Raw genomic sequence first — 19131 nt, 5'->3', positions numbered from 1 at the left:
TTGAGTCAATCCAAAGCGAGCGCTGCCAAGCAAACGGGTGGATAAATCTGGAGGGACCTCGGGTCGGCCGCGAGGCGTGCGCTAAAGGTACTGCGCGACCTTCTTGCCGACGGCGAGGAAGCGCAGCGGATCGACCGCCTCGCCGTTGTGGCGCACTTCGTAGTGGAGATGCGGACCGGTCGAGCGGCCGCTGCTGCCGGTCTTGCCGATCACGTCGCCGGCGGCGAGCTTCTGGCCAACCGTCACGTCGATCTCGCTGAGGTGGCCATAGCGCGTCGCAAAGCCGTTGCCGTGGTCGACCTCGACCATGCGGCCGTAGCCGCCGTTCCAGCCGGCCTTGGTGACGATCCCGGCAGCGGTGACCTTCGCCGGCATGCCGATCGGCGCCCTGAAATCCATTCCCGTATGCAGGGCGGCCGTGCCGAGGATCGGGTCGGTGCGCACCCCGAACGGGCTGGTCACAGTATGGCCCGGCGCGGGATTGCTGAGCGGCAGCTTGCGCGCCTCTTTCTTGACTTGATCCAGCGCATCAAGAGCTTCATCCAGCTCTTTGACTTTGCTGTCGAAGATCATCGAAGAATCGAGCGGCACCAGCGGTCCGCCGACATCGTTCTTGTCGAGCTCCGTGTCGGCCGGCAGCCCGGCGGCTTGCAGCGCCTGCGAGATCGCGTCGGCGTTGCGGTAGGCATTATCCGCAAGCGTGGTGATACGGGTGAGCTGCTGGTTCTCGATGGCCTTGAGCGAAGCGTTGATCGACACGAAGAGCTTGTCGGCACGATCCGCCGCCGTTTCGTTGTCTAGCGGGTCGGAGCGTGTCGACCACAGGGAGAATGGCCTCGTGTCGCCGGCGCCCAACGACGCGACGGAGTAGGTCGGGACCTGCGAAAGACCGCCGGTGATCTCGGCGCGCTCGTCGGGTTTAGTCGCGGTGGCATTGGCTGCGGCGGGCACATCGCCGACCTCGCTCTCGGCGCGTTCGAGGATCGGCCCGAGCCGGCCGTGGCGCTGGCTGAGCTGGGTCTGCCTGGCCAGCAACTCGCCGACCTTGGTCTCCATGAGCTGCTGGTCGAGAAGCTGGCGGCTGGTGATGCGATCGACCTGGGCGCGAAGCGCGGAGATGCGATCCTCATAGGCCTGCTGCATGCGCGCCTGCCTGGCCGTGGTGGCGCCGATCAGGTCATCGCGCAGCACCAGGTAGGAGGTGGCGAGCAGATAGCCGATGGCGATCGCCGCCAGCGCCGACCCGACGAAGGCGGCAAGCCACGGACGGATGGTGAAATGCCGGATCTCGTTCCCCCGCGCGATAATGACCGTATGGGGCTCCTTGCGCCTGCCGAAGACCGCTGACTGACCGTTTGGATTCACGGGACCAAGCTTTCGTTACGACTCCAACGACAGCTCGATTACACATTATTAGGGTTAACAAAGCTTTGCTGGCCGCGATGTCGGCTTAACCAATTCCCGCAGCGCGGGTGGCAGGTTGCAGGGAAGGAGGCCAGCAAATCGCGGAAGCTTTGGGTCTGCCCCGCTTCAGAGCGCGCGCACCGCCTCCAGCACCTCTTCGGCATGGCCCTTGACGCGCACCTTGCGCCAGATGCGGGCGATGCGTCCGTCCTGGCCGATCAGGAAGGTGGCGCGCTCGACACCCATGTACTTGCGGCCGTACATCGTCTTCTCGACCCACAGATGATAGGCCTCGATCGCCTTGCGCTCCTCGTCTGCGACGAGATCGAGGGTGAGATCGTATTTCGCCTTGAATTTGTCGTGTTTCTTGACGCTATCGGGGGACAGCCCGATGACCACGGCGCCGGCCTTCTCGAATTCCGGCTTCAGCTGCGAGAAGCCGATCGCTTCGTTGGTGCAGCTTGTGGTGTCGTCCTGCGGATAAAAGTAGAGTACGACAGGTTTTCCCCGGATCGCGGCGAGGCTGAGGGAGCCGCCGCCGTCGCGCGGAAGATCGAATTGCGGCGCAACGTCGCCCACGTCGAGTTCAGCCATGTCGATGCCCTTGTTTGCGGTTACGCGCGGATCGAGCATCGATATAACGTGAGGCGGGGATTCGTCCACGGCGAGTACGTTTACAACGGAATATTGCTTGGATCAGGAGCGACCGCAGCACGAGAAGATCAGGTTCAGGCGTGACGAGATCACCGACCTGGCGGCCTTTCCGTCCGCGTGCAGCGTGCCGCCGCTCGGCCGTGCTTCGGTGCGCCGGCGCTTCCGCATCCTCGGTCGGGTGTTCGCCGGGCTCTGCGCGCTGGTGCTTCTGGCGGCAATTGGCGTCTATGTGCTTGGCACGTCAGGCATCGGCACGGAACGACTTCGCGCCGAAGCCGAGACGGCCATCGAGAAGCTCGCTGGCGTCGATCTCAACGTCACCGTTGGGCCGGCGCGGTTGACGCTCGATGGGTCGAGCTTCGTCGCCCTGCAGGTCAGCGACGTCAGCTTGAAGACGGCCGACGGCAAGCCGATGGCCGATGTCGGGCGCGTCCGCTTCGGCATGCGCCTGCTGCCGCTGCTATCCGGCGAGGTCAAGCTCACCAGCGCCCGGTTCTCCGATGCTCGCATCATGGTCGCCGCCATGCCGTCCGGGAGCGGTGATTGGACGGCGGCTTTGCGCAACGAGGATGGCCTGGTCGATCCGGAGAAAGTATCGGCGGCGGTGTTTGGGGGCGTCAACGCGGCGCTGGATGCGGTGCGCGCGGAATCGATGCGCCAGATCGACCTCCGCAACGTCGAGTTCGAATTGCCGCCGGGCGGATCGGTCAGACGTGTGACCGTCGCCGAGGCCACGGTTGGGCAGACGGGCACAGGCAGCATGGAACTGTCTTCAAAAGCCGATGTCGACGGCCGGCATGTAAGCCTGAGCGCCTCCGCAGCGCGCGATCCGAGCGCCAGGCGGATCGCATCGCTGGACGCCGCCGTCGCGATAGCGGACGTCGGCGTAACGCCCGCTCAGGGAAGCTCCAGCGGCGGGAACTTCGCCGCCCAGGGCGGCAAGCTTGGTTCTGTTGCGCTGAAGCTTTCGGGCGTCGAGGCGTCCGGCGACACGCCGTCGCGGCTGACGGCGTCGCTGTCGCTCGGCGGCTCGGTGCTCGATCTCGGCTCGCGCGGGCTGCTGCCGGCCGACGTCGATGCCAGGGCCACATTGGTCGCGGGATCAAACAAGGTCTCGGTCGACAAATTGCTGATCAGGACCGGCCGCTCGACATTCGATTTCTCAGGCTCGGTCGGGCCGAAACCGGCAGCCGCGGGCGAGGAGCCGTCCTACCGCTATGACCTTGTCAGCGACGGCTCGACGCTCGCGCCTTCGGAATCGCCGGAGCCGGCGCTTCAGTTTCTTGCCCGGGTCGCCGGCGTCTACCAGACCAAGAGCCGCAAGCTCGTCGCCGAGCAGATCGGCGTCCGCTCCGGGGGTTCGAGCGACGTGCTGGGCACGGCGTCGCTCGCCTTCATCGACAATGGCCCGCCGGGTGTGTCGCTGTCGCTCAATGTACACGACATGCCGGTTTCGCATGTGAAGCAGTTGTGGCCCTGGTTCTCCGCCCGCAACGCGCGGCTTTGGGTGCTGGACAACCTGTTCGGCGGCCGTGTGGTCGACGCCAACCTGCAGTTCCAGGTCGTTCCTGGGCGGCTCGGCAACGGCGTTCCGCTTTCCGGCGACGAGGTGTTCGGCCGCTTCCAGGTCGAGGGCTCGCGCTTCGATACCGCAGGGCGCATTCCGCCGATCCGCGATGCGGTCGGTGTCGTTGCCTTCCACGGCAACGATGTCGATATCACGCTGTCCTCGGGCAGCGTTTTTATGCCGAGCGGCCGCACCGTGGCGGCAAGCGGGGGCACACTGACGATCAAGCAGGCGAATGTTTCGCCCGTGATCGGCTCTCTCGACATCGATGTCGCCGGCGAAGCCCCGGCGATCGCCGAACTCGCCTCCTTTGAGCCGATCAACGCCATGCGCCATGTCGGGCTTGCGCCTGAGGATTTGAGCGGCACCGTCACCGGGCATGTGCGGGCCGACATTCCGCTGACTTCCGGCGTCGATACCTCGAGGCTCGACTGGCTGGTGGCGCTGGACTACCAGGATCTTTCCTTAGCCAAGCCGTTCGAGGACCAGATGGTGACCGAGGCCGACGGGTCGATCACCGTGAGCCCCGACCGTGCGGTGATATCGGCGAAGGCGAAGCTGAACGGCATTCCAGCCGAGCTCGACCTGGTCGAGCCCCTCGAGGACAGCGGCCCGCCGCGCAGCCGTAAGGTCGCGCTGGTGATCGACGACAAGACGCGCGCTGCAGCAATGCCCGGCCTGTCGCCGCTGCTTTCCGGAACCATCAAGGTGGCGATCGACAAGAGCGGCGAGGGCGTCCAGAACGTGTCGGCCGACCTGACGAACGCAAGGCTCGACATCCCCTGGGCAGGATGGAGCAAGGGTGCCGGCATTCCGGCCAAGGTCACCTTCACGATGGCAAAGTCCGGCAGCACGACCACGCTGTCCGACTTCGATCTCGACGGGAAGAGCTTTTCGATCGACGGCGATGTGACACTGGTCAACGGGGCGCTGTCCTCGGCCCGCTTCAGCAAGGTCGCGCTCAACAGGGGAGACGACGTCGCCGTCTCGGTCAAACGGTCGGGCAAAAACTATGCGGTCAATGTCAGCGGCGACTCTCTCGATGCCCGCTCGCTGATCAAACAGTTCACCTCAGACGTTGATACAGCCACAAAAGGCGCCGGCGCCGACGCGATCTCGGTCAGCGCCGACGTGAAGTCGCTGACCGGCTTTCACGACGAGGTGCTGTCGAACCTCAAGCTGAATTACAGCGCTGCCGGCTCCCGGGTGAATGGTCTCGATGTCAGCGCCACGGCGAGTTCGGGTGCCGCCATTGCCGTCCGAAACACCACCGGCGACGGCGGCCGGTCCCTCAGGATGAAATCGGCCGATGCCGGCGCTATCCTGCGCTTCCTCAACATTTACGAGCATATGGAGGGCGGGGCCATCACGCTGTCGCTGGCGGGCGACGCCGACGGGCCAATGAAGGGCCAGGTCGACGCCAGCAATTTCTATGTCGTCAACGAGCCGAAGCTTGCGTCGATCGTGTCGACCAGGCCGGCCGGCGATACGCGCAGCCTCAACCAGGCGGTCAAGGCCAACATCGACACCTCAAGGGTGCAGTTCGAGCGCGGCTATGCCGAGATCGACAAGGGCTCCGGCTATCTCAGACTGGCAAACGGTCTGTTGCGCGGTCCGCGCATCGGCACCACTTTCCAGGGCACGCTCTACGACCAGGACAACAATATGGACATGACCGGCACCTTCATGCCGGTCTATGGGCTGAATCGCATCTTCGGCGAACTGCCGCTGTTCGGCCCGCTGCTCGGCAACGGCCGCGACCGCGGCCTGATCGGCGTCACCTACCGGCTGCGCGGCAACGCCAACAAGCCGACGCTCAACATCAATCCGCTGTCGGTGGTGGCGCCGGGAATTTTTCGCTCAATCTTCGAATATCGGTGATGGGGCCGACTAGATCGGCCGCACCAGAACGTGCTTCTTCCTGCCGAACGAGAGCTTCACCACACCTTCCGCGCCCAGGTCCTCAAGCGTCACCACGCGCCGGTCGTCGCTCACCACCTTGTCATTGAGGCGCACGGCGCCGCCCTGGACATGCCGGCGCGCTTCGCCATTGGAGCCGGCGAGCCCGGCGGTGACGAACAGCGACAGGATGCCGATGCCGGCCTCGAGATCAGCCTTGGCGACGTCGATGCTGGGCAGCGTGTCGGCGAGCGCGCCTTCCTCGAAAGTCTTGCGCGCGGTCTCTGCAGCCGTTTCGGCCGCCGCGCGGCCATGCAGCATGGCGGTGATCTCGGTGGCGAGAATCTTCTTCGCCTGGTTGATCTCCGAGCCGCCGAGCTTTTCGAGGCGCGCGACCTCGGCGAGCGGCAGCGTCGTGTAGAGCTTCAGGAAGCGCCCGACATCCGCATCCTCGGTGTTGCGCCAGTACTGCCAGAACTCGTAAGGCGACAGCATATCGCCGTCGAGCCAGACAGCGCCGGAGGCCGACTTGCCCATCTTGGCGCCCGACGAGGTGGTGAGCAGCGGCGTCGTCATCGCAAACAGCTGCACGCCTTCCATGCGATGACCGAGATCGATGCCGTTGACGATGTTGCCCCACTGGTCGGAGCCGCCCATCTGCAGCCGGCAGCCGACGCGCTTGTAGAGCTCGACGAAGTCGTAAGCCTGCAGGATCATGTAGTTGAATTCGAGGAACGACAGCGACTGTTCGCGGTCGAGCCTGAGCTTTACGGAATCGAAGGCAAGCATGCGATTGACGGAGAAATGCCGGCCGACATCGCGCAGGAAATTGACGTAGTTGATCTCCATCAGCCAGTCGGCGTTGTTGACCATCACCGCGTCGCCGGCGCCGCTGCCGAATTTGAGGTAAGGCGCGAAATTGCGGCGGATGCCGACGAGATTGCTCTCAATGTCCTCAGGCGTCAGCAGCTTGCGCGCCTCGTCCTTGAAGGAAGGATCGCCGATCATCGAGGTGCCGCCGCCCATCAGCGCGATCGGCCGGTGGCCGGTCTGCTGCAGCCAGTGGAGCATCATGATCTGGATCAGCGATCCGGCATGCAGGCTCTTCGCTGTCGCATCGAAGCCGATATAAGCGCTCACCGTTTCCTTGGCGAAGAGCTGGTCGAGGCCGGTTTCATCCGAAATCTGGTGGATGAAGCCGCGCTCGCTCATGATGCGCAGGAAATCGGACTTGAAGGCGGACATCGTTTCTTCCCGGAGGTCGCACGGCATTTGGCCGAGCTTGACGTGAAGGGGCGCGTTTAGCATCCAAGCGCGATCAGCAAAAGTGGTTTCCGGTTTTGCGTAGGATCGCGCTTCAACAGGCAAACAGGTGATCAGCAACAGTGAGTTCCGGTTTCGCGTAAGACCGCACTTCAACCGGCAAATGGGCGATCAGCAAAAGTGGCTTGGGGCATTGCGTGCTATCGCCTGCCATGAGCCGCATCCTTGCTTCGCCTCTTTTGCTGGCGTAATGAGGCGCCCGCGCAAGGGCAGCACGCCCCGACACGCCGCGACGGGGCTATCCCGCAGATCAGATCGGACAAGCTCCCGCGATGAACAGGAACTATCTCCTCCTCTTTCTGTTCAGCATCCTGATGACCGTCAGCGGGCTGGCAAGCCTGCCGCCGATCGACCGCGACGAATCCCGCTTCGTCCAGTCGACCAAGCAGATGGTCGAGACCGGCGACTACATCGACATCCGCCTGCAGGATGTGACGCGCTACAAGAAACCGATCGGCATCTATTGGCTGCAATCGGCGGCCGTCGCATTGAGCGGTGAGGGGGCCGAAGCGCCGATCTGGGTTTATCGACTGGTTTCGATGCTCGGCATCGCGCTCGCCGTCGTGGGCATCGGCTGGACCGGTACAAAACTCTTCGGCGCCAATGCCGGCCTTGCCGCCGGCCTGATGATGGCCGCCATCTTCGCCACCGCCTTCGAAGGCCGCGACGCCAAGACCGACGCCATGTTGCTCGCCTGCTGCGTGGCCGCGCAAGGCGCGCTGGCGCAGGTCTATCTGGCCGCGCGCCGCAAGGAGCCGGTTGCCGGCCACCTGCCATGGATCTTCTGGATCGCGCAGGGTCTGGGTATTCTGATCAAGGGTCCGGTCGCTCCGCTGTTGTCGCTGCTGACGGCCGGCGCGCTGTTCGCCTTCGAACGCGACTGGCGCTGGCTTTTGAAGCTGAAGCTGGTGCGCGGCGTCGCAATCGTGCTCGTCATCGTGCTGCCCTGGATCATCCTCATCAGCTGGAAGAGCGGCGGCGCCTTCTTCCAGGAGGCGGTCGGCAAGGACATGCTGAACAAGGTGGCGCAAGGCGAGGAATCGCATGGCCTGCCGCCGGGCTTCTATATGCTCACCTATTCGCTGTTCATGTGGCCTTTCGGCCTGATCGCGGTCGGTGCCGGGCTGCAGGCCATCAACCGCTTCTGGGACGACCCGCGCCTGCGCTTCTGTCTCGCCTGGTATATCCCCTTCTGGCTGGTGTTCGAGGCGATCCCGACCAAGCTGCCGCATTATGTGCTGCCGGCCTATCCCGGCATGGCGCTGCTGATCGGCTGGCTGCTCACCTTGCCGGAGGACAAGGCCAATGCGCCGCTCAAGCGCTGGCAGAACTGGCTGTGGTGGTCGACCGCCTTCGGCGTCGTCGTCGTGTCGATCGGGCTAGCCGCAGTATGCATAGGCGCGCCGCTCTATCTCGCAAAAGCCTTTTCCTGGTGGAGCATTCCGGCGGCAATCGCCGCGCTCGTGACCGGCTATCTGGCTTTCCCGCGCCAATTGCAGGTGCCGCTCGAACGCATCGCGGCGATCGCGATCGGCGCGGGCGTAACGTTCAGCCTGCTGTTCGGCGTGATTGCGCCGTCGCTGAGGCCGATCTGGCTGAGCCCGGCCATCAGGGCAGCCGTCGATGCCAACCGTCCTTGCGACACCACGGTGCTCGCCTCGTCCCCCTATCACGAGCCGAGCCTGGTGTTCCTGGTCGGGACCAAGACCGTGCTGACCGACGTCGATGGCGTGGCAAGGCACCTGCTGGCCGATCCGACCTGTGCGCTGGGACTGGCGCCGGTCAAGGAGGAGCAAAAGCTCAACGAGCTGCTTGCCGGGCAGGGCAAGTCGGCGAAGCGACTGACCGAGATCGACGGGCTCAACTATTCGTCAGGAGACAAGCTGGCGCTCGGCCTTTATCGAGTGGCCCAGTGAGGAATAATGTCGGAGCTCGAAGACGCCTATAGAGCCATGTCCGCCGTTTCTCTTTACCGCCGTTCGCTCGGCAACTTCCTCGACACGACGCGCATCGTGCAGCGGCGTTTTGCAGTGCGTCCCGCGCGCTATCCTGAGATTCCCTGGCTCGTCTGGGTCTCTGCATGGCTTCTGCTGGCCATAGCCATTGGCCTCACCCTGGACAGCGCCGCCGGCAGGATGCGCGGCGGGTGGACGCCAGGCTTCGTCCGTTTCACCGACTTCTTAACGGATTTCGGCCTGGGCGGCTGGTATCTCATCCCCGCGGTTCTCTGCCTCGTCGCCGCCAACCTGACGGACTGGCGACGGCTTTCCAGGTCGTCGCGTCTGCTCGTCTACAATTGGACCTGCTTCGCTTTCCTGGTGCTTTGCGCGGTTGGTCTTTCCGGGCTGGCCGTCAACTTACTGAAATACGGCATCGGCCGGGCCCGGCCGCTCTATTTCAACGATTACGGGGTGCTGTCGCTGCATCCCTTCGCCATGGATGCGCGCTTCGCCGGCTTTCCGTCCGGCCATGCCACGACGATGGGGGCGGTGTTCGGCGTCCTCTTGCTGCTGTTTCCAAGGCGCTGGCACATCGCGCTTGCGGCCACGGCCTTGATCGCTTCGACGCGCGTCTTCGTCGGCGCGCATTATCCGAGCGACATAGTGGCCGGCTTTGGGCTCGGCCTTGCCTTTGCGATCGCCGCAGGGCTGGTCTTCGCGCGGCTCGGTTTCATCTTCCGACGGCCGTCGTCGACCAGACCCGTGCCCAAGCGCACGTTCCGGCTGCTGTCTTCCAGCGGATCCAAGGACAAAACATCGCTGGCGAGGCGGAGCCGCGAGCAATTGTCGGCTGACCGCCCGTAGAGCTATTTGGTCTAAGGATCGCCCGAAATCTACCTCAGCCGCTTCGGCCGTGGATCGGCGAGCTCGCCGGCCAGACGCCGGTCGAGGTAGTCGGCGCATTCGTCGATCAGCAGTTCGGCGTGGTTGGCGAAGAAATGGTTGGCGCCGGAGATAGTCTTCTGCGTGATGGTTATGCCCTTTTGCGTGTGCAGCTTGTCGACCAGCGTCTGGACGTCCTTGGGCGGCGCCACCTTATCGGCATCGCCATGGATGATGAGGCCGGACGACGGGCAGGGTGCCAGGAACGAAAAATCGTAGGTGTTGGGCTGCGGGGCGACCGAGATGAAGCCCTCGATCTCGGGCCGGCGCATGAGCAGCTGCATGCCGATCCATGAGCCGAAGGAATAGCCCGCGACCCAGCAGCTCTTGGAATCCGGATGCAGCGACTGCACCCAGTCGAGCGCAGCGGCCGCGTCCGACAATTCGCCGGTACCGTGGTCGAACTCGCCCTGGCTGCGGCCGATGCCGCGGAAATTGAAGCGAAGCGTGGTGAAATCGCGCTTCTGGAACATGTAGAAGAGGTCGTAGACGATCTTGTTGTTCATCGTGCCGCCGAATTGCGGGTGCGGATGCAGCACGATGGCGATCGGCGCGCTCTTTTCCTTGGAAGGCTGGTAACGGCCCTCCAGGCGACCAGCCGGACCGGCGAAAATGACCTCAGGCATAAAATACTCCACGTGGCATACGAAGGCGCGAGCCCGGACTCTTCCTTTGGCCCATTCTGTGGCCTTGACGCCGGGCAAGCGTCTTCCTAGAAGCTAGTTTAGAATTGTTCAAAACTGGGTGCCGAGAACGTATTTTCTCGGCCGCCCGCGCCGCAAGCCGGGTAAATAGGACGGCTCGCCTTGCAATTTCAAGGAAATAACGCGCTGTCCTCGCGGAATGGCTGCTGACAGGATCGACTGAAGGAAAATGGCCGCAACTCGCGCCTATCTCGACTACAACGCCAGCGCACCTCTCATGGCAGAGGCGCGGTCGGCGGCGGTCGCGGCGCTCGATGCCGCCAATCCGTCGTCGGTTCACAGCGAGGGCCGCGCGGCGCGGCGGCTGATCGAGGATGCCAGGCGTGACGTGGCAGGGCTGGTCAATGCCAGGCCCGAGCACGTCGTGTTCACCTCCGGCGCGACGGAGGCCGCATCGACGCTGCTTGCTCCCGACTGGCAGATGGGGCGCGGCTCTATCCGCATCAGCCACCTCTATGTCTCGGCCGCCGATCATCCCTGCATTCTGAATGGCGGGCGGTTCTCGGCGCCGCAGGTGACGAGGATCGGCGTCGATCGAGACGGCATTGCCGATCTCGAGGCGCTGACTACGGCGCTCTCCGCGCATGACAAGGCTGCCGGCCTGCCGCTGGTGGCGATCCATGCCGCCAACAACGAGACGGGGGTGATCCAGCCGATCGGACGCATCGCCGAGATCGTCAAGGAAGCGGGCGGCGTGCTGGTCGTCGATGCCGTGCAGGCGGCAGGACGGATTCCGATCGACATGTCAGCCGGTTATGCCGATTATCTGATCCTTTCCTCGCACAAGATCGGCGGCCCGAAGGGCGTCGGCGCCATCGTCGCCCGGGCCGATCTGATGATGCCGAAGCCGCTGATCAAAGGCGGCGGCCAGGAAAAGGGCCATCGCGCCGGCACGGAGAATCTTCCCGGCATTGCCGGTTTTGGTGCCGCGGCGCGGGCAGCACTCGCCGGCCTGGAAGACATGGAAGCGGTCGCGCGCCGTCGCGACAAGGTCGAAGCCATCGTCCGGGAGCTCGTCCCTGATACGGAAATCTTTGGAGCGGCAGCGCCAAGGCTTGCCAATACGACATTCTTCGCTATTCCCGGCGTCAAGGCCGAGACGGCGCAGATCGCCTTCGATCTCGCCGGTGTTGCGCTGTCGGCCGGTTCCGCCTGCTCGTCGGGGAAAGTCGGGCCAAGCCATGTGCTGAAGGCGATGGGCCACGGCGAGAGCCTTGGCGCCTTGCGCGTCTCGATTGGCCGCGCCACCGGCGCCGAGGAGATCGAGGCGTTCCGGGCGGCTCTGGCGGGCATAGCCGCGCGTCGGGCTGGAAAAGAAAAGGCTGCCTGACGGCGGCAGGGCATCGGACAAGAGATCCCGGGCGGCTCTTGAAATCCGGTGTTCGAAAGACGAATTCAGGCCATCCGGCCTGATAAAGCCGTGCGTTTCGTTTGGACGGGTGAATTTCCGGCCGGAACGCACTATATGGAGCTTACTCCGCAGCCGAGTCCTTCCCGGGGCGCGTTTCTGCGGTGCCATAGTTTGAAAACTGCCGGGCCTTGACCCCGGCGTGGATGGAGAACGCTTATGCCTGCTGTGCAGGAGACGATCGATCGAGTCCGAAAGATCGACGTCGACCAGTATAAATATGGATTCCAGACAGAGATCGAGATGGACAAGGCCCCCAAGGGCCTGAGCGAAGACATCATTCGCTTGATCTCTGAGAAGAAGGGCGAGCCGGACTGGATGCTGGAATGGCGTCTGGGCGCCTATAGGCGCTGGCTGACGCTGGAAGAGCCGACCTGGGCGCGCGTCCACTATCCGAAGATCGACTTCCAGGACATCCACTATTACGCGGCGCCGAAGAGCACGCCGGGACCGAAGTCGCTGGACGAGGTCGATCCCGAATTGCTCAAGGTCTACGAGAAGCTTGGCATTCCTTTGAAGGAGCAGGAGATCCTCGCCGGCGTGCAGAAGACCGACGCTTCGGAGCTGGAGGAGGCCAACGACAACGTCTACAAGTCCGGCCGCGTCGCAGTCGACGCGGTGTTCGATTCCGTGTCGGTCGTCACCACCTTCAAGAAGGAGCTGGCTCAGGCCGGCGTTATCTTCTGCTCGATTTCGGAAGCGATCCGCGAGCACCCTGAGCTGGTGCAGAAATACCTGGGCTCGGTCGTGCCCACTTCTGACAATTTCTACGCCACGCTGAACTCGGCCGTGTTCACCGACGGCTCCTTCGTCTTCGTGCCGAAGGGCGTGCGCTGCCCGATGGAGCTGTCGACCTATTTCCGCATCAACGAGAAGAATACCGGCCAGTTCGAGCGTACGCTGATCATCGCCGAAGAGGGGGCCTATGTCTCCTATCTCGAAGGCTGCACGGCGCCGCAGCGCGACGAGAACCAGCTGCATGCCGCGGTGGTCGAACTGATCGCGCTCGACGATGCCGAGATCAAATATTCGACGGTGCAGAACTGGTATCCGGGCGACGCCGAGGGCAAGGGCGGCATCTATAATTTCGTCACCAAGCGCGGCGACTGCCGCGGCGCCCGTTCGAAGATCTCGTGGACGCAGGTCGAGACCGGCTCGGCGATCACCTGGAAATATCCGAGCTGCATCCTTCGCGGCGACGATTCCAGCGGCGAGTTCTATTCGATCGCGGTGTCGAACGGCTATCAGCAGGTCGATAGCGGCACCAAGATGATCCATCTCGGCAAGAACACGTCGAGCCGCATCATCTCCAAGGGTATTGCCGCCGGATTCTCGCAGAACACCTATCGCGGCCAGGTCTCGGCGCACCGCAAGGCGACCAACGCCCGCAACTTCACCAACTGCGACTCGCTCTTGATCGGCGACCAGTGCGGCGCGCACACCGTGCCCTACATGGAAGCCAAGAACGCGACGGCGAAGTTCGAGCACGAGGCGACGACGTCGAAGATCTCCGAGGACCAGAAGTTCTACGTCATGCAGCGCGGCATCCCCGAGGAAGAGGCGATCGCGCTGATCGTCAACGGCTTCGTCAAGGACGTCATCCAGCAGCTGCCGATGGAGTTCGCCGTCGAGGCGCAGAAGCTGATCGGGATCTCGCTGGAAGGCAGCGTGGGCTGACTAAATGGAACGGCGCTCCTGGAAATTCTTCGAGCGTATCCAGAGTTTGATAGTCATCGTTCTGATGCTCTTGTTGACGCTGGCTATTGGAGGTGCCGTGGTGGCTTTAATAGGCGCGATATTTGGCTTGAGTTCGGTAAGGAATGTTGGTGGTTCGATTGCGACCCTAGGCGCGGTAGGTTTTTTTGGCTGGATGATCGTTACTGGCGATCTTGCGGGCGCTCTTCTGGGGAAATCTCGTCAAGGACCCGGCGTCGAGGACAACAAGAACACGAAAGTAGAAGATAATGCTTGAGATCAAGAATTTGCATGCCCGCATCGTCGAGGACGGCACGGAGATCATCCGTGGCCTGAACCTGACGGTCAAAGCCGGCGAGGTCGCCGCCATCATGGGCCCGAACGGTTCGGGCAAGTCGACGCTGTCCTACATCCTCGCCGGCCGCGAGGATTACGAGGTCACGGAAGGCGACATCCTCTATAACGGCCAGTCGATCCTCGAAATGGATCCGGCCGAACGTGCTACCGCCGGCATCTTCCTTGCCTTCCAGTATCCGATGGAGATACCGGGCGTCGCGACCATGGAATTCCTGAAAGTGGCCATGAACGAGCAGCGCAAGGCGCGCGGCGAGGAGCCGCTGAAGGTTCCGGAATTCCTGAAGCGCGTGAAGGACGCTGCCGCCTCGCTCAACATGGACATGAACATGCTGAAGCGGCCGCTCAATGTCGGCTTCTCCGGCGGCGAGAAGAAGCGCGCCGAGATCCTGCAGATGAAGCTGCTCGAGCCGAAGCTCTGCGTGCTCGACGAGACCGATTCAGGCCTCGACATCGACGCCCTCAAGATCGTCGCCGATGGCGTCAACGCGCTGCGCTCGCCGGAGCGCGCGATCGTCGTCATCACCCACTACCAGCGCCTGCTCGAGCACATCGTGCCGGACAGCGTGCACGTGCTCTACAAGGGCCAGGTCATCAAGTCTGGCGACAAGTCGCTGGCGCTCGATCTCGAAACCAACGGCTATGCCGGCGTGATCGGGCAAGCCGCGTGAGATGGGGCCAAGTGAGGCAAGAGCAATGAACATGCACGCACAGCCCCAGCGGACATTGGCCGAAACGGCGCTGATCGACGCCTTCGGCGAGCGGCTATCGCTGCTGCCCGGCGACGGCGCAGTGATGGTCAAGCGCGACGACGCGATCGAGGCGGTCAAGCACGGCCTGCCGACGCGCCGCGTCGAATCCTGGCACTATACGGACCTGCGCCGGCTGCTGACCTCGGTGCCGGCCTTCGAGGCCAACGGCAATGCAAAGGCGCTCGATCCGGTCCTCGATGGTTCGGCCGCTCTGCCCATGCTGAACGGTGTTTCGAGCGCCAAGGCGCCTGCGATCGAAGGCGTCACGGTGCAGCGCCTGTCGGAGAAGCTCACCGACGGCAGTGTCGCGCCGGGGCTCGATCGCTATGGCGCCGATGACGCAATCGGCGCGCTGAACACGGCCTTCGTGGCCGACGGCTATTTCATCGACATCGCCGACGGCGCCGAGCTGGAAAAGCCGATCGAGCTGCAGAACCTGCAGGCCGGCGGCCAGACGCATGTGCGGCTCCTGGCACGTGTCGGTGCCGGCGCCAAGGCAATCATCGTCGAGCGCCAGACGGGCGAGGGCGCCGAGGCCGCGCTCGTCAGCTCGGTCAGCCAGCTCGTGGTCGGCGACGGCGCCGAGGTGACCTGGCTGATCGTGCAGGAGCAGCCGGACACGGCAACGCACCTTGCTCAGTTCAAGGCGCATATCGGCAAGGACGCGAAGCTGACGCTGTTCGTGATGAACGCCGGCGGCAAGCTGGTGCGCCAGGAAGTCGTGGTCAGGACGACTGGTGAGGGCGCCGATTTCAAGCTGCGCGGCATCAACCTTCTGGCCGGCGACACGCATACCGACACCACCATGGTGCTCGACCATGCCGTGCCGCACACCGCTTCGACCGAAGTGATCCGCAACGTTGTGACCGGCAAGGCGCGGGGTGTCTTCCAGGGTCGCATCAACGTCCACCAATACGCGCAGAAGACCAACGCCAAGATGGCGTGCAACACGCTGCTCCTGTCGGACGAGGGTGAGTTCTCGACCAAGCCGGAACTGGAAATCTTCGCCGACGACGTCGTCTGCGGTCACGGCGCGACGGTCACCGAGATCGACCACAACCATCTGTTCTATCTGATGGCGCGCGGCATTGACGAAAAGGCGGCTCGAGGGCTGCTGGTGAAGGCTTTCGTCGCGGAAGTGATCGAGGAACTGGACGACGAGGCGCTCGTCGATGCGCTCGAAGCGCGGCTCGACGCCTGGTTTTCGACGCACGGATAGCGCTTTCCCCTTCTCCTACTTGGGAGAAGGTGGATTGGCGCGGAGCACCAAGACGGATGAGGGATGCTGGACGGAGTGAGGCGAAGCCTCGAAAGACCTTGTGATGGACCAGAAGATCGAAACCGCTCCCTACGACGTCGAGGCGATCCGCCGCGACTTCCCGATCCTGTCGCGGCAGGTCTATGGCAAGCCGCTGGTCTATCTCGACAACGGCGCCTCGGCGCAGAAGCCGCAGGTGGTGCTCGACACGATCCAGCACGCCTATTCCCAGGACTACGCCAATGTCCATCGCGGCCTGCATTTCCTGTCGAACGCCGCGACCGATGCTTATGAGAAAGCACGCGAGACGGTACGCCGCTTCCTCAACGCGCCGAGCACCGACAACATCGTCTTTACCTCGAACACCACCTCGGCGATCAACACGGTCGCCTATGGCTACGGCATGCCGAGGAACGGCGAAGGCGACGAGATCGTGCTCTCGATCATGGAGCACCACTCCAACATCGTGCCCTGGCATTTCATCCGCGAGCGGCAGGGCGCGAAGCTTGTCTGGGTGCCGGTCGACGATCTCGGCGCCTTCCATATCGAGGAATTCGAGAAGCGGCTGACGAACCGCACAAAACTCGTCGCCATCACCCACATGTCGAACGCGCTGGGCACGGTGACGCCGATCAAGGAGATCGTGCGCATCGCGCATTCGCGCGGAATTCCCGTGCTCGTCGACGGCAGCCAGAGCGCCGTGCATATGCCGATCGACGTGCAGGACCTCGATTGCGACTTCTTCGTCTTCACCGGCCACAAGGTTTACGGTCCGTCCGGCATCGGCGTGCTCTACGGCAAGAAGCACATGCTGGAAGCGATGCGGCCCTTCATGGGTGGGGGCGAGATGATCGAGGAGGTGACGGAAGACATCGTCACCTACAACGAGCCGCCGCACCGTTTCGAGGCCGGCACGCCGCCGATCGTGCAGGCGATCGGGCTGGGCGCCGCGCTCGAATATATGGAAAAGGTCGGCCGCGAGCGCATCGCGGCGCATGAGGCGGACCTCAAGAATTACGCGCACGAGCGGCTGCGCGCCATCAATTCGCTGCGCATCTTCGGCGACGCGCCCGGCAAGGGCGCCATCATCTCGTTCGAATTGCAGGGCATCCACGCCCATGACGTGTCGATGCTTATAGACAGGCAAGGCGTCGCGGTCCGCGCCGGCACGCATTGCGCCCAGCCGCTGTTGAAACGCTTCGGCGTAACCTCCACATGCAGGGCATCGTTCGGCATGTATAACACCAGGGCCGAAGTCGACGCTTTGGCCGATGCGCTGGAAAAGGCGCGAAAGTTCTTCGGGTGACGACCATGGAAGATGCGAGCACCACCGCAGAAACCGCGCCGGAAACGGCCGGTAACGGCCTCGTCTCGGCCTCGGCGATCCCCGCCGATGAGCTGGCGAGGCTGACCGACGATATCGTCTCGGCGCTGAAGACGGTCTACGATCCGGAAATCCCGGCCGACATCTACGAGCTCGGCCTCGTCTACAGGATCGACATCGAGGACGACCGGACGGTCAAGATCGACATGACGCTGACCGCGCCGGGCTGCCCGGTGGCCGGCGAAATGCCGGGCTGGGTCGAGAACGCCGTCGGCGCCGTGGAGGGGGTTTCGGGCGTCGAGGTCAATATGGTGTTCGACCCGCCGTGGACACCCGACCGGATGTCGGAAGAGGCGCAGGTCGCGGTTGGATGGTACTAGCCAGCGACCCCACTAAGGTTGGCTGGCTTGCAGCAAAGGTGAAACTTCACCATCTTAAAGGCAGACTCATTCCGCGGGCCTTGAACCCGCGCGAACGTGGAGAATGACATGGGACGCTTCGCCGTCATCACGATGACCGACAAGGCCGCGGACCGCGTGCGTGAGATCGTCGCTACGCGCGACAACGCGCATGGGATCCGCCTTGGCATCAAGAAGGGCGGCTGCGCCGGGATGGAATACACGGTCGATCTGGTCACCGAGCCGAACCCCAAGGACGATCATATCGAGCGCGACGGCGCGCACGTCTATGTCGCGCCGGAAGCGGCGCTTTTCCTGCTCGGAACCGAGATGGATTTCGAGCAGACGACGCTGCGAACCGGCTTCACCTTCAGGAACCCGAACCAGAGCTCGGCCTGCGGCTGCGGCGAATCCGTCGAGCTGAAGCCGGCCGATCTCAAGGCGCTGGCGGAGGCGCGCGCTTCAAGCGCTGCTTAGGTGAGCGCCGAGGCATATCGCTGGCGATGTGCCTGCTGTGACCAGGAGTTCACCGGACTTCCCACCGATATAGCCTTTGGCGCACCGGTGAATCCAGACGCGCTTGACGAGGTAGCTCGGTCGACTTTCCGCAGGAACGACGATTTTTGCGTGGTGAGCTACGCCACGGGGCAAACAGACCGCTTCATTCGTTGCCTGCTGCCCTTGCCGGTACCTCAGTTGTCCGAAGAGTTCTGTTTCGGTGTTTGGATGTCGGTCTCGGAAAGAAGCTGGAATGTCTATCGAGCCGGGTATGATAGCGGCCAATATGAGGACGAGCTCTGCTTCGGGTATTTGATGCACGACATTCCTGAGTATCCGAGCTCGATGCACCTGTATGCCAATGTTGTGTTTCAGCCCGGCAATCTGCGTCCCAGGGTTTTTCTGCATGATGCAGACCACCCCTTGGTCGCCGCGCAGCGCGAAGGGGTAGATGTGAGGCAGATCGAGCGCTGGGTTGCGCTAACCCATCGCTCTTAGATTCAGGCTTAGTCCATCCACAAGCCGGTGCGCTTGTGCCAGTCGGCGATCGATTCTTCGGGATAGAACTCGAACACCTTGTCGTTCTCGCCGATCGCCGGCTCGACCCAGCTCGCCTTGTATTTCAGCATCAGGTGCACCTTTTCCGGCGGCTTCGGCAGGTCGCTGTCGATCGCCGAGGCGAAGGGATGGACGAGGTCCGGCCAAGTCGGGTCGTAGAGCCAGAGCGCGGCGCCGCATGTCTTGCAGAAATTGCGCTCGCCGGTCGAGACCTCGCAGTGCGGATGCTCGTCGTCCTCGATCTCAGCGCGGTAGACGCCGAGATTGGGCTTGCCGGTGACCTTGAGCGTTTCGTTGTCGGCGCCGAGATTGATGGCAAAACCGCCGCCGCCCTGCTGCTTGCGGCAGATCGAGCAGTAGCAGAGCATGAACGGCACGGGCGTGTGACTTTCCACCTCGAAGCGGACGGCGCCGCAGCGGCAGGAGCCTTTGAGCAGGACAGGCATGGCGCGA

17 protein-coding genes are annotated in these 19131 nt (G+C 63.4%); 12 read left to right on the top strand and 5 right to left on the bottom strand.

Annotated elements, in window-relative coordinates; translation table 11 throughout:
• Nucleotides 1-81 precede the first annotated feature (81 nt).
• Both P9254_RS02115 and P9254_RS02110 read right to left on the bottom strand, forming a co-directional pair.
• A complete protein-coding gene (locus tag P9254_RS02115; protein WP_278053972.1) occupies nt 82-1365 on the bottom strand; it encodes a M23 family metallopeptidase in 1284 nt (427 codons plus the stop codon).
• 165 nt (nt 1366-1530) lie between these two features.
• The gene (locus tag P9254_RS02110; RefSeq protein ID WP_095779635.1) at nt 1531-1998 is read right to left on the bottom strand and encodes a peroxiredoxin; all 468 of its coding nucleotides are present in this window, start codon (nt 1996-1998) and stop codon (nt 1531-1533) included.
• A gap of 97 nt (nt 1999-2095) precedes the next feature.
• Between P9254_RS02110 and P9254_RS02105 the strand changes: the two genes are divergently transcribed.
• On the top strand, nt 2096-5506 hold the full coding sequence (locus P9254_RS02105; protein WP_278053974.1) for a YhdP family protein: 3411 nt from the start codon (nt 2096-2098) through the stop codon (nt 5504-5506).
• A 9-nt stretch (nt 5507-5515) separates the two neighbouring features.
• Here P9254_RS02105 and tyrS read toward each other — a convergent pair whose 3' ends face one another.
• On the bottom strand, nt 5516-6769 hold the full coding sequence (gene tyrS, locus P9254_RS02100) for a tyrosine--tRNA ligase (protein WP_278053976.1): 1254 nt from the start codon (nt 6767-6769) through the stop codon (nt 5516-5518).
• 350 nt (nt 6770-7119) lie between these two features.
• Here tyrS and P9254_RS02095 point away from each other — a divergent pair, with 350 nt between their 5' ends.
• Both P9254_RS02095 and P9254_RS02090 read left to right on the top strand, forming a co-directional pair.
• On the top strand, nt 7120-8763 hold the full coding sequence (locus P9254_RS02095; protein WP_067328273.1) for an ArnT family glycosyltransferase: 1644 nt from the start codon (nt 7120-7122) through the stop codon (nt 8761-8763).
• A 36-nt stretch (nt 8764-8799) separates the two neighbouring features.
• A complete protein-coding gene (locus P9254_RS02090) occupies nt 8800-9651 on the top strand; it encodes a phosphatase PAP2 family protein (protein ID WP_278103868.1) in 852 nt (283 codons plus the stop codon).
• Between the two features lie 29 nt (nt 9652-9680).
• Here P9254_RS02090 and P9254_RS02085 read toward each other — a convergent pair whose 3' ends face one another.
• Complete coding sequence (locus P9254_RS02085) at nt 9681-10355, bottom strand: alpha/beta hydrolase (protein WP_066995082.1); 675 nt, start codon at nt 10353-10355, stop codon at nt 9681-9683.
• A gap of 247 nt (nt 10356-10602) precedes the next feature.
• Between P9254_RS02085 and P9254_RS02080 the strand changes: the two genes are divergently transcribed.
• The 9 genes from P9254_RS02080 (at nt 10603) to P9254_RS02040 (ending at nt 18618) form a co-directional block, all read left to right on the top strand.
• Nucleotides 10603-11763 carry a cysteine desulfurase family protein gene (locus tag P9254_RS02080; RefSeq protein WP_278053980.1) on the top strand — a complete coding sequence of 387 codons (1161 nt, stop codon included), beginning with the start codon at nt 10603-10605 and terminating at the stop codon, nt 11761-11763.
• Between the two features lie 237 nt (nt 11764-12000).
• A complete protein-coding gene (sufB, locus tag P9254_RS02075) occupies nt 12001-13518 on the top strand; it encodes a Fe-S cluster assembly protein SufB (protein WP_278053981.1) in 1518 nt (505 codons plus the stop codon).
• Nucleotides 13519-13522: 4 nt separating this feature from the next.
• Entirely contained in the window at nt 13523-13813 is a 291-nt protein-coding gene (locus P9254_RS02070) for a hypothetical protein (protein WP_095829960.1), read from the top strand.
• On the top strand, nt 13806-14561 hold the full coding sequence (gene sufC / locus P9254_RS02065; protein WP_066995090.1) for a Fe-S cluster assembly ATPase SufC: 756 nt from the start codon (nt 13806-13808) through the stop codon (nt 14559-14561). Before P9254_RS02070 ends, sufC begins: the two co-directional genes overlap by 8 nt.
• A 25-nt stretch (nt 14562-14586) precedes the next feature.
• Entirely contained in the window at nt 14587-15861 is a 1275-nt protein-coding gene (sufD, locus tag P9254_RS02060) for a Fe-S cluster assembly protein SufD (protein WP_278053984.1), read from the top strand.
• 103 nt (nt 15862-15964) lie between these two features.
• The gene (locus P9254_RS02055; protein WP_278053986.1) at nt 15965-17206 is read left to right on the top strand and encodes a cysteine desulfurase; all 1242 of its coding nucleotides are present in this window, start codon (nt 15965-15967) and stop codon (nt 17204-17206) included.
• A 5-nt stretch (nt 17207-17211) separates the two neighbouring features.
• Entirely contained in the window at nt 17212-17604 is a 393-nt protein-coding gene (locus tag P9254_RS02050; RefSeq protein WP_066995299.1) for an SUF system Fe-S cluster assembly protein, read from the top strand.
• 108 nt (nt 17605-17712) lie between these two features.
• On the top strand, nt 17713-18099 hold the full coding sequence (gene sufA, locus P9254_RS02045; protein WP_066995098.1) for a Fe-S cluster assembly scaffold SufA: 387 nt from the start codon (nt 17713-17715) through the stop codon (nt 18097-18099).
• Nucleotides 18100-18618 carry a DUF2199 domain-containing protein gene (locus tag P9254_RS02040; protein ID WP_278053987.1) on the top strand — a complete coding sequence of 173 codons (519 nt, stop codon included), beginning with the start codon at nt 18100-18102 and terminating at the stop codon, nt 18616-18618.
• 8 nt (nt 18619-18626) lie between these two features.
• Here the strand turns inward: P9254_RS02040 and P9254_RS02035 are convergent, their stop codons facing one another.
• Nucleotides 18627-19124, bottom strand: a complete 498-nt coding sequence (locus P9254_RS02035; protein ID WP_278053988.1) for a GFA family protein — start codon at nt 19122-19124, stop codon at nt 18627-18629.
• Between the last annotated feature and the right edge of the window lie 7 nt (nt 19125-19131).

The sequence above is a fragment of the Mesorhizobium sp. WSM4983 genome, assembly GCF_029625765.1.
Classification (GTDB): domain Bacteria; phylum Pseudomonadota; class Alphaproteobacteria; order Rhizobiales; family Rhizobiaceae; genus Mesorhizobium.
Note: the sequence above shows the minus strand (reverse complement) of the source record. Positions and strands in the feature narration are given on the sequence as shown.

Coding starts and splice junctions, on each gene's coding strand:
- P9254_RS02110 (WP_095779635.1), bottom strand. CDS start 1,998: ATGGCTGAACTCGACGTGGGCGACGTTGCGCCGCAATTCGATCTTCCG.
- tyrS (WP_278053976.1), bottom strand. CDS start 6,769: ATGTCCGCCTTCAAGTCCGATTTCCTGCGCATCATGAGCGAGCGCGGC.
- P9254_RS02095 (WP_067328273.1), top strand. CDS start 7,120: ATGAACAGGAACTATCTCCTCCTCTTTCTGTTCAGCATCCTGATGACC.
- P9254_RS02090 (WP_278103868.1), top strand. CDS start 8,800: ATGTCCGCCGTTTCTCTTTACCGCCGTTCGCTCGGCAACTTCCTCGAC.
- P9254_RS02085 (WP_066995082.1), bottom strand. CDS start 10,355: ATGCCTGAGGTCATTTTCGCCGGTCCGGCTGGTCGCCTGGAGGGCCGT.
- P9254_RS02080 (WP_278053980.1), top strand. CDS start 10,603: ATGGCCGCAACTCGCGCCTATCTCGACTACAACGCCAGCGCACCTCTC.
- sufB (WP_278053981.1), top strand. CDS start 12,001: ATGCCTGCTGTGCAGGAGACGATCGATCGAGTCCGAAAGATCGACGTC.
- P9254_RS02070 (WP_095829960.1), top strand. CDS start 13,523: ATGGAACGGCGCTCCTGGAAATTCTTCGAGCGTATCCAGAGTTTGATA.
- sufC (WP_066995090.1), top strand. CDS start 13,806: ATGCTTGAGATCAAGAATTTGCATGCCCGCATCGTCGAGGACGGCACG.
- sufD (WP_278053984.1), top strand. CDS start 14,587: ATGAACATGCACGCACAGCCCCAGCGGACATTGGCCGAAACGGCGCTG.
- P9254_RS02055 (WP_278053986.1), top strand. CDS start 15,965: ATGGACCAGAAGATCGAAACCGCTCCCTACGACGTCGAGGCGATCCGC.
- P9254_RS02050 (WP_066995299.1), top strand. CDS start 17,212: ATGGAAGATGCGAGCACCACCGCAGAAACCGCGCCGGAAACGGCCGGT.
- sufA (WP_066995098.1), top strand. CDS start 17,713: ATGGGACGCTTCGCCGTCATCACGATGACCGACAAGGCCGCGGACCGC.
- P9254_RS02035 (WP_278053988.1), bottom strand. CDS start 19,124: ATGCCTGTCCTGCTCAAAGGCTCCTGCCGCTGCGGCGCCGTCCGCTTC.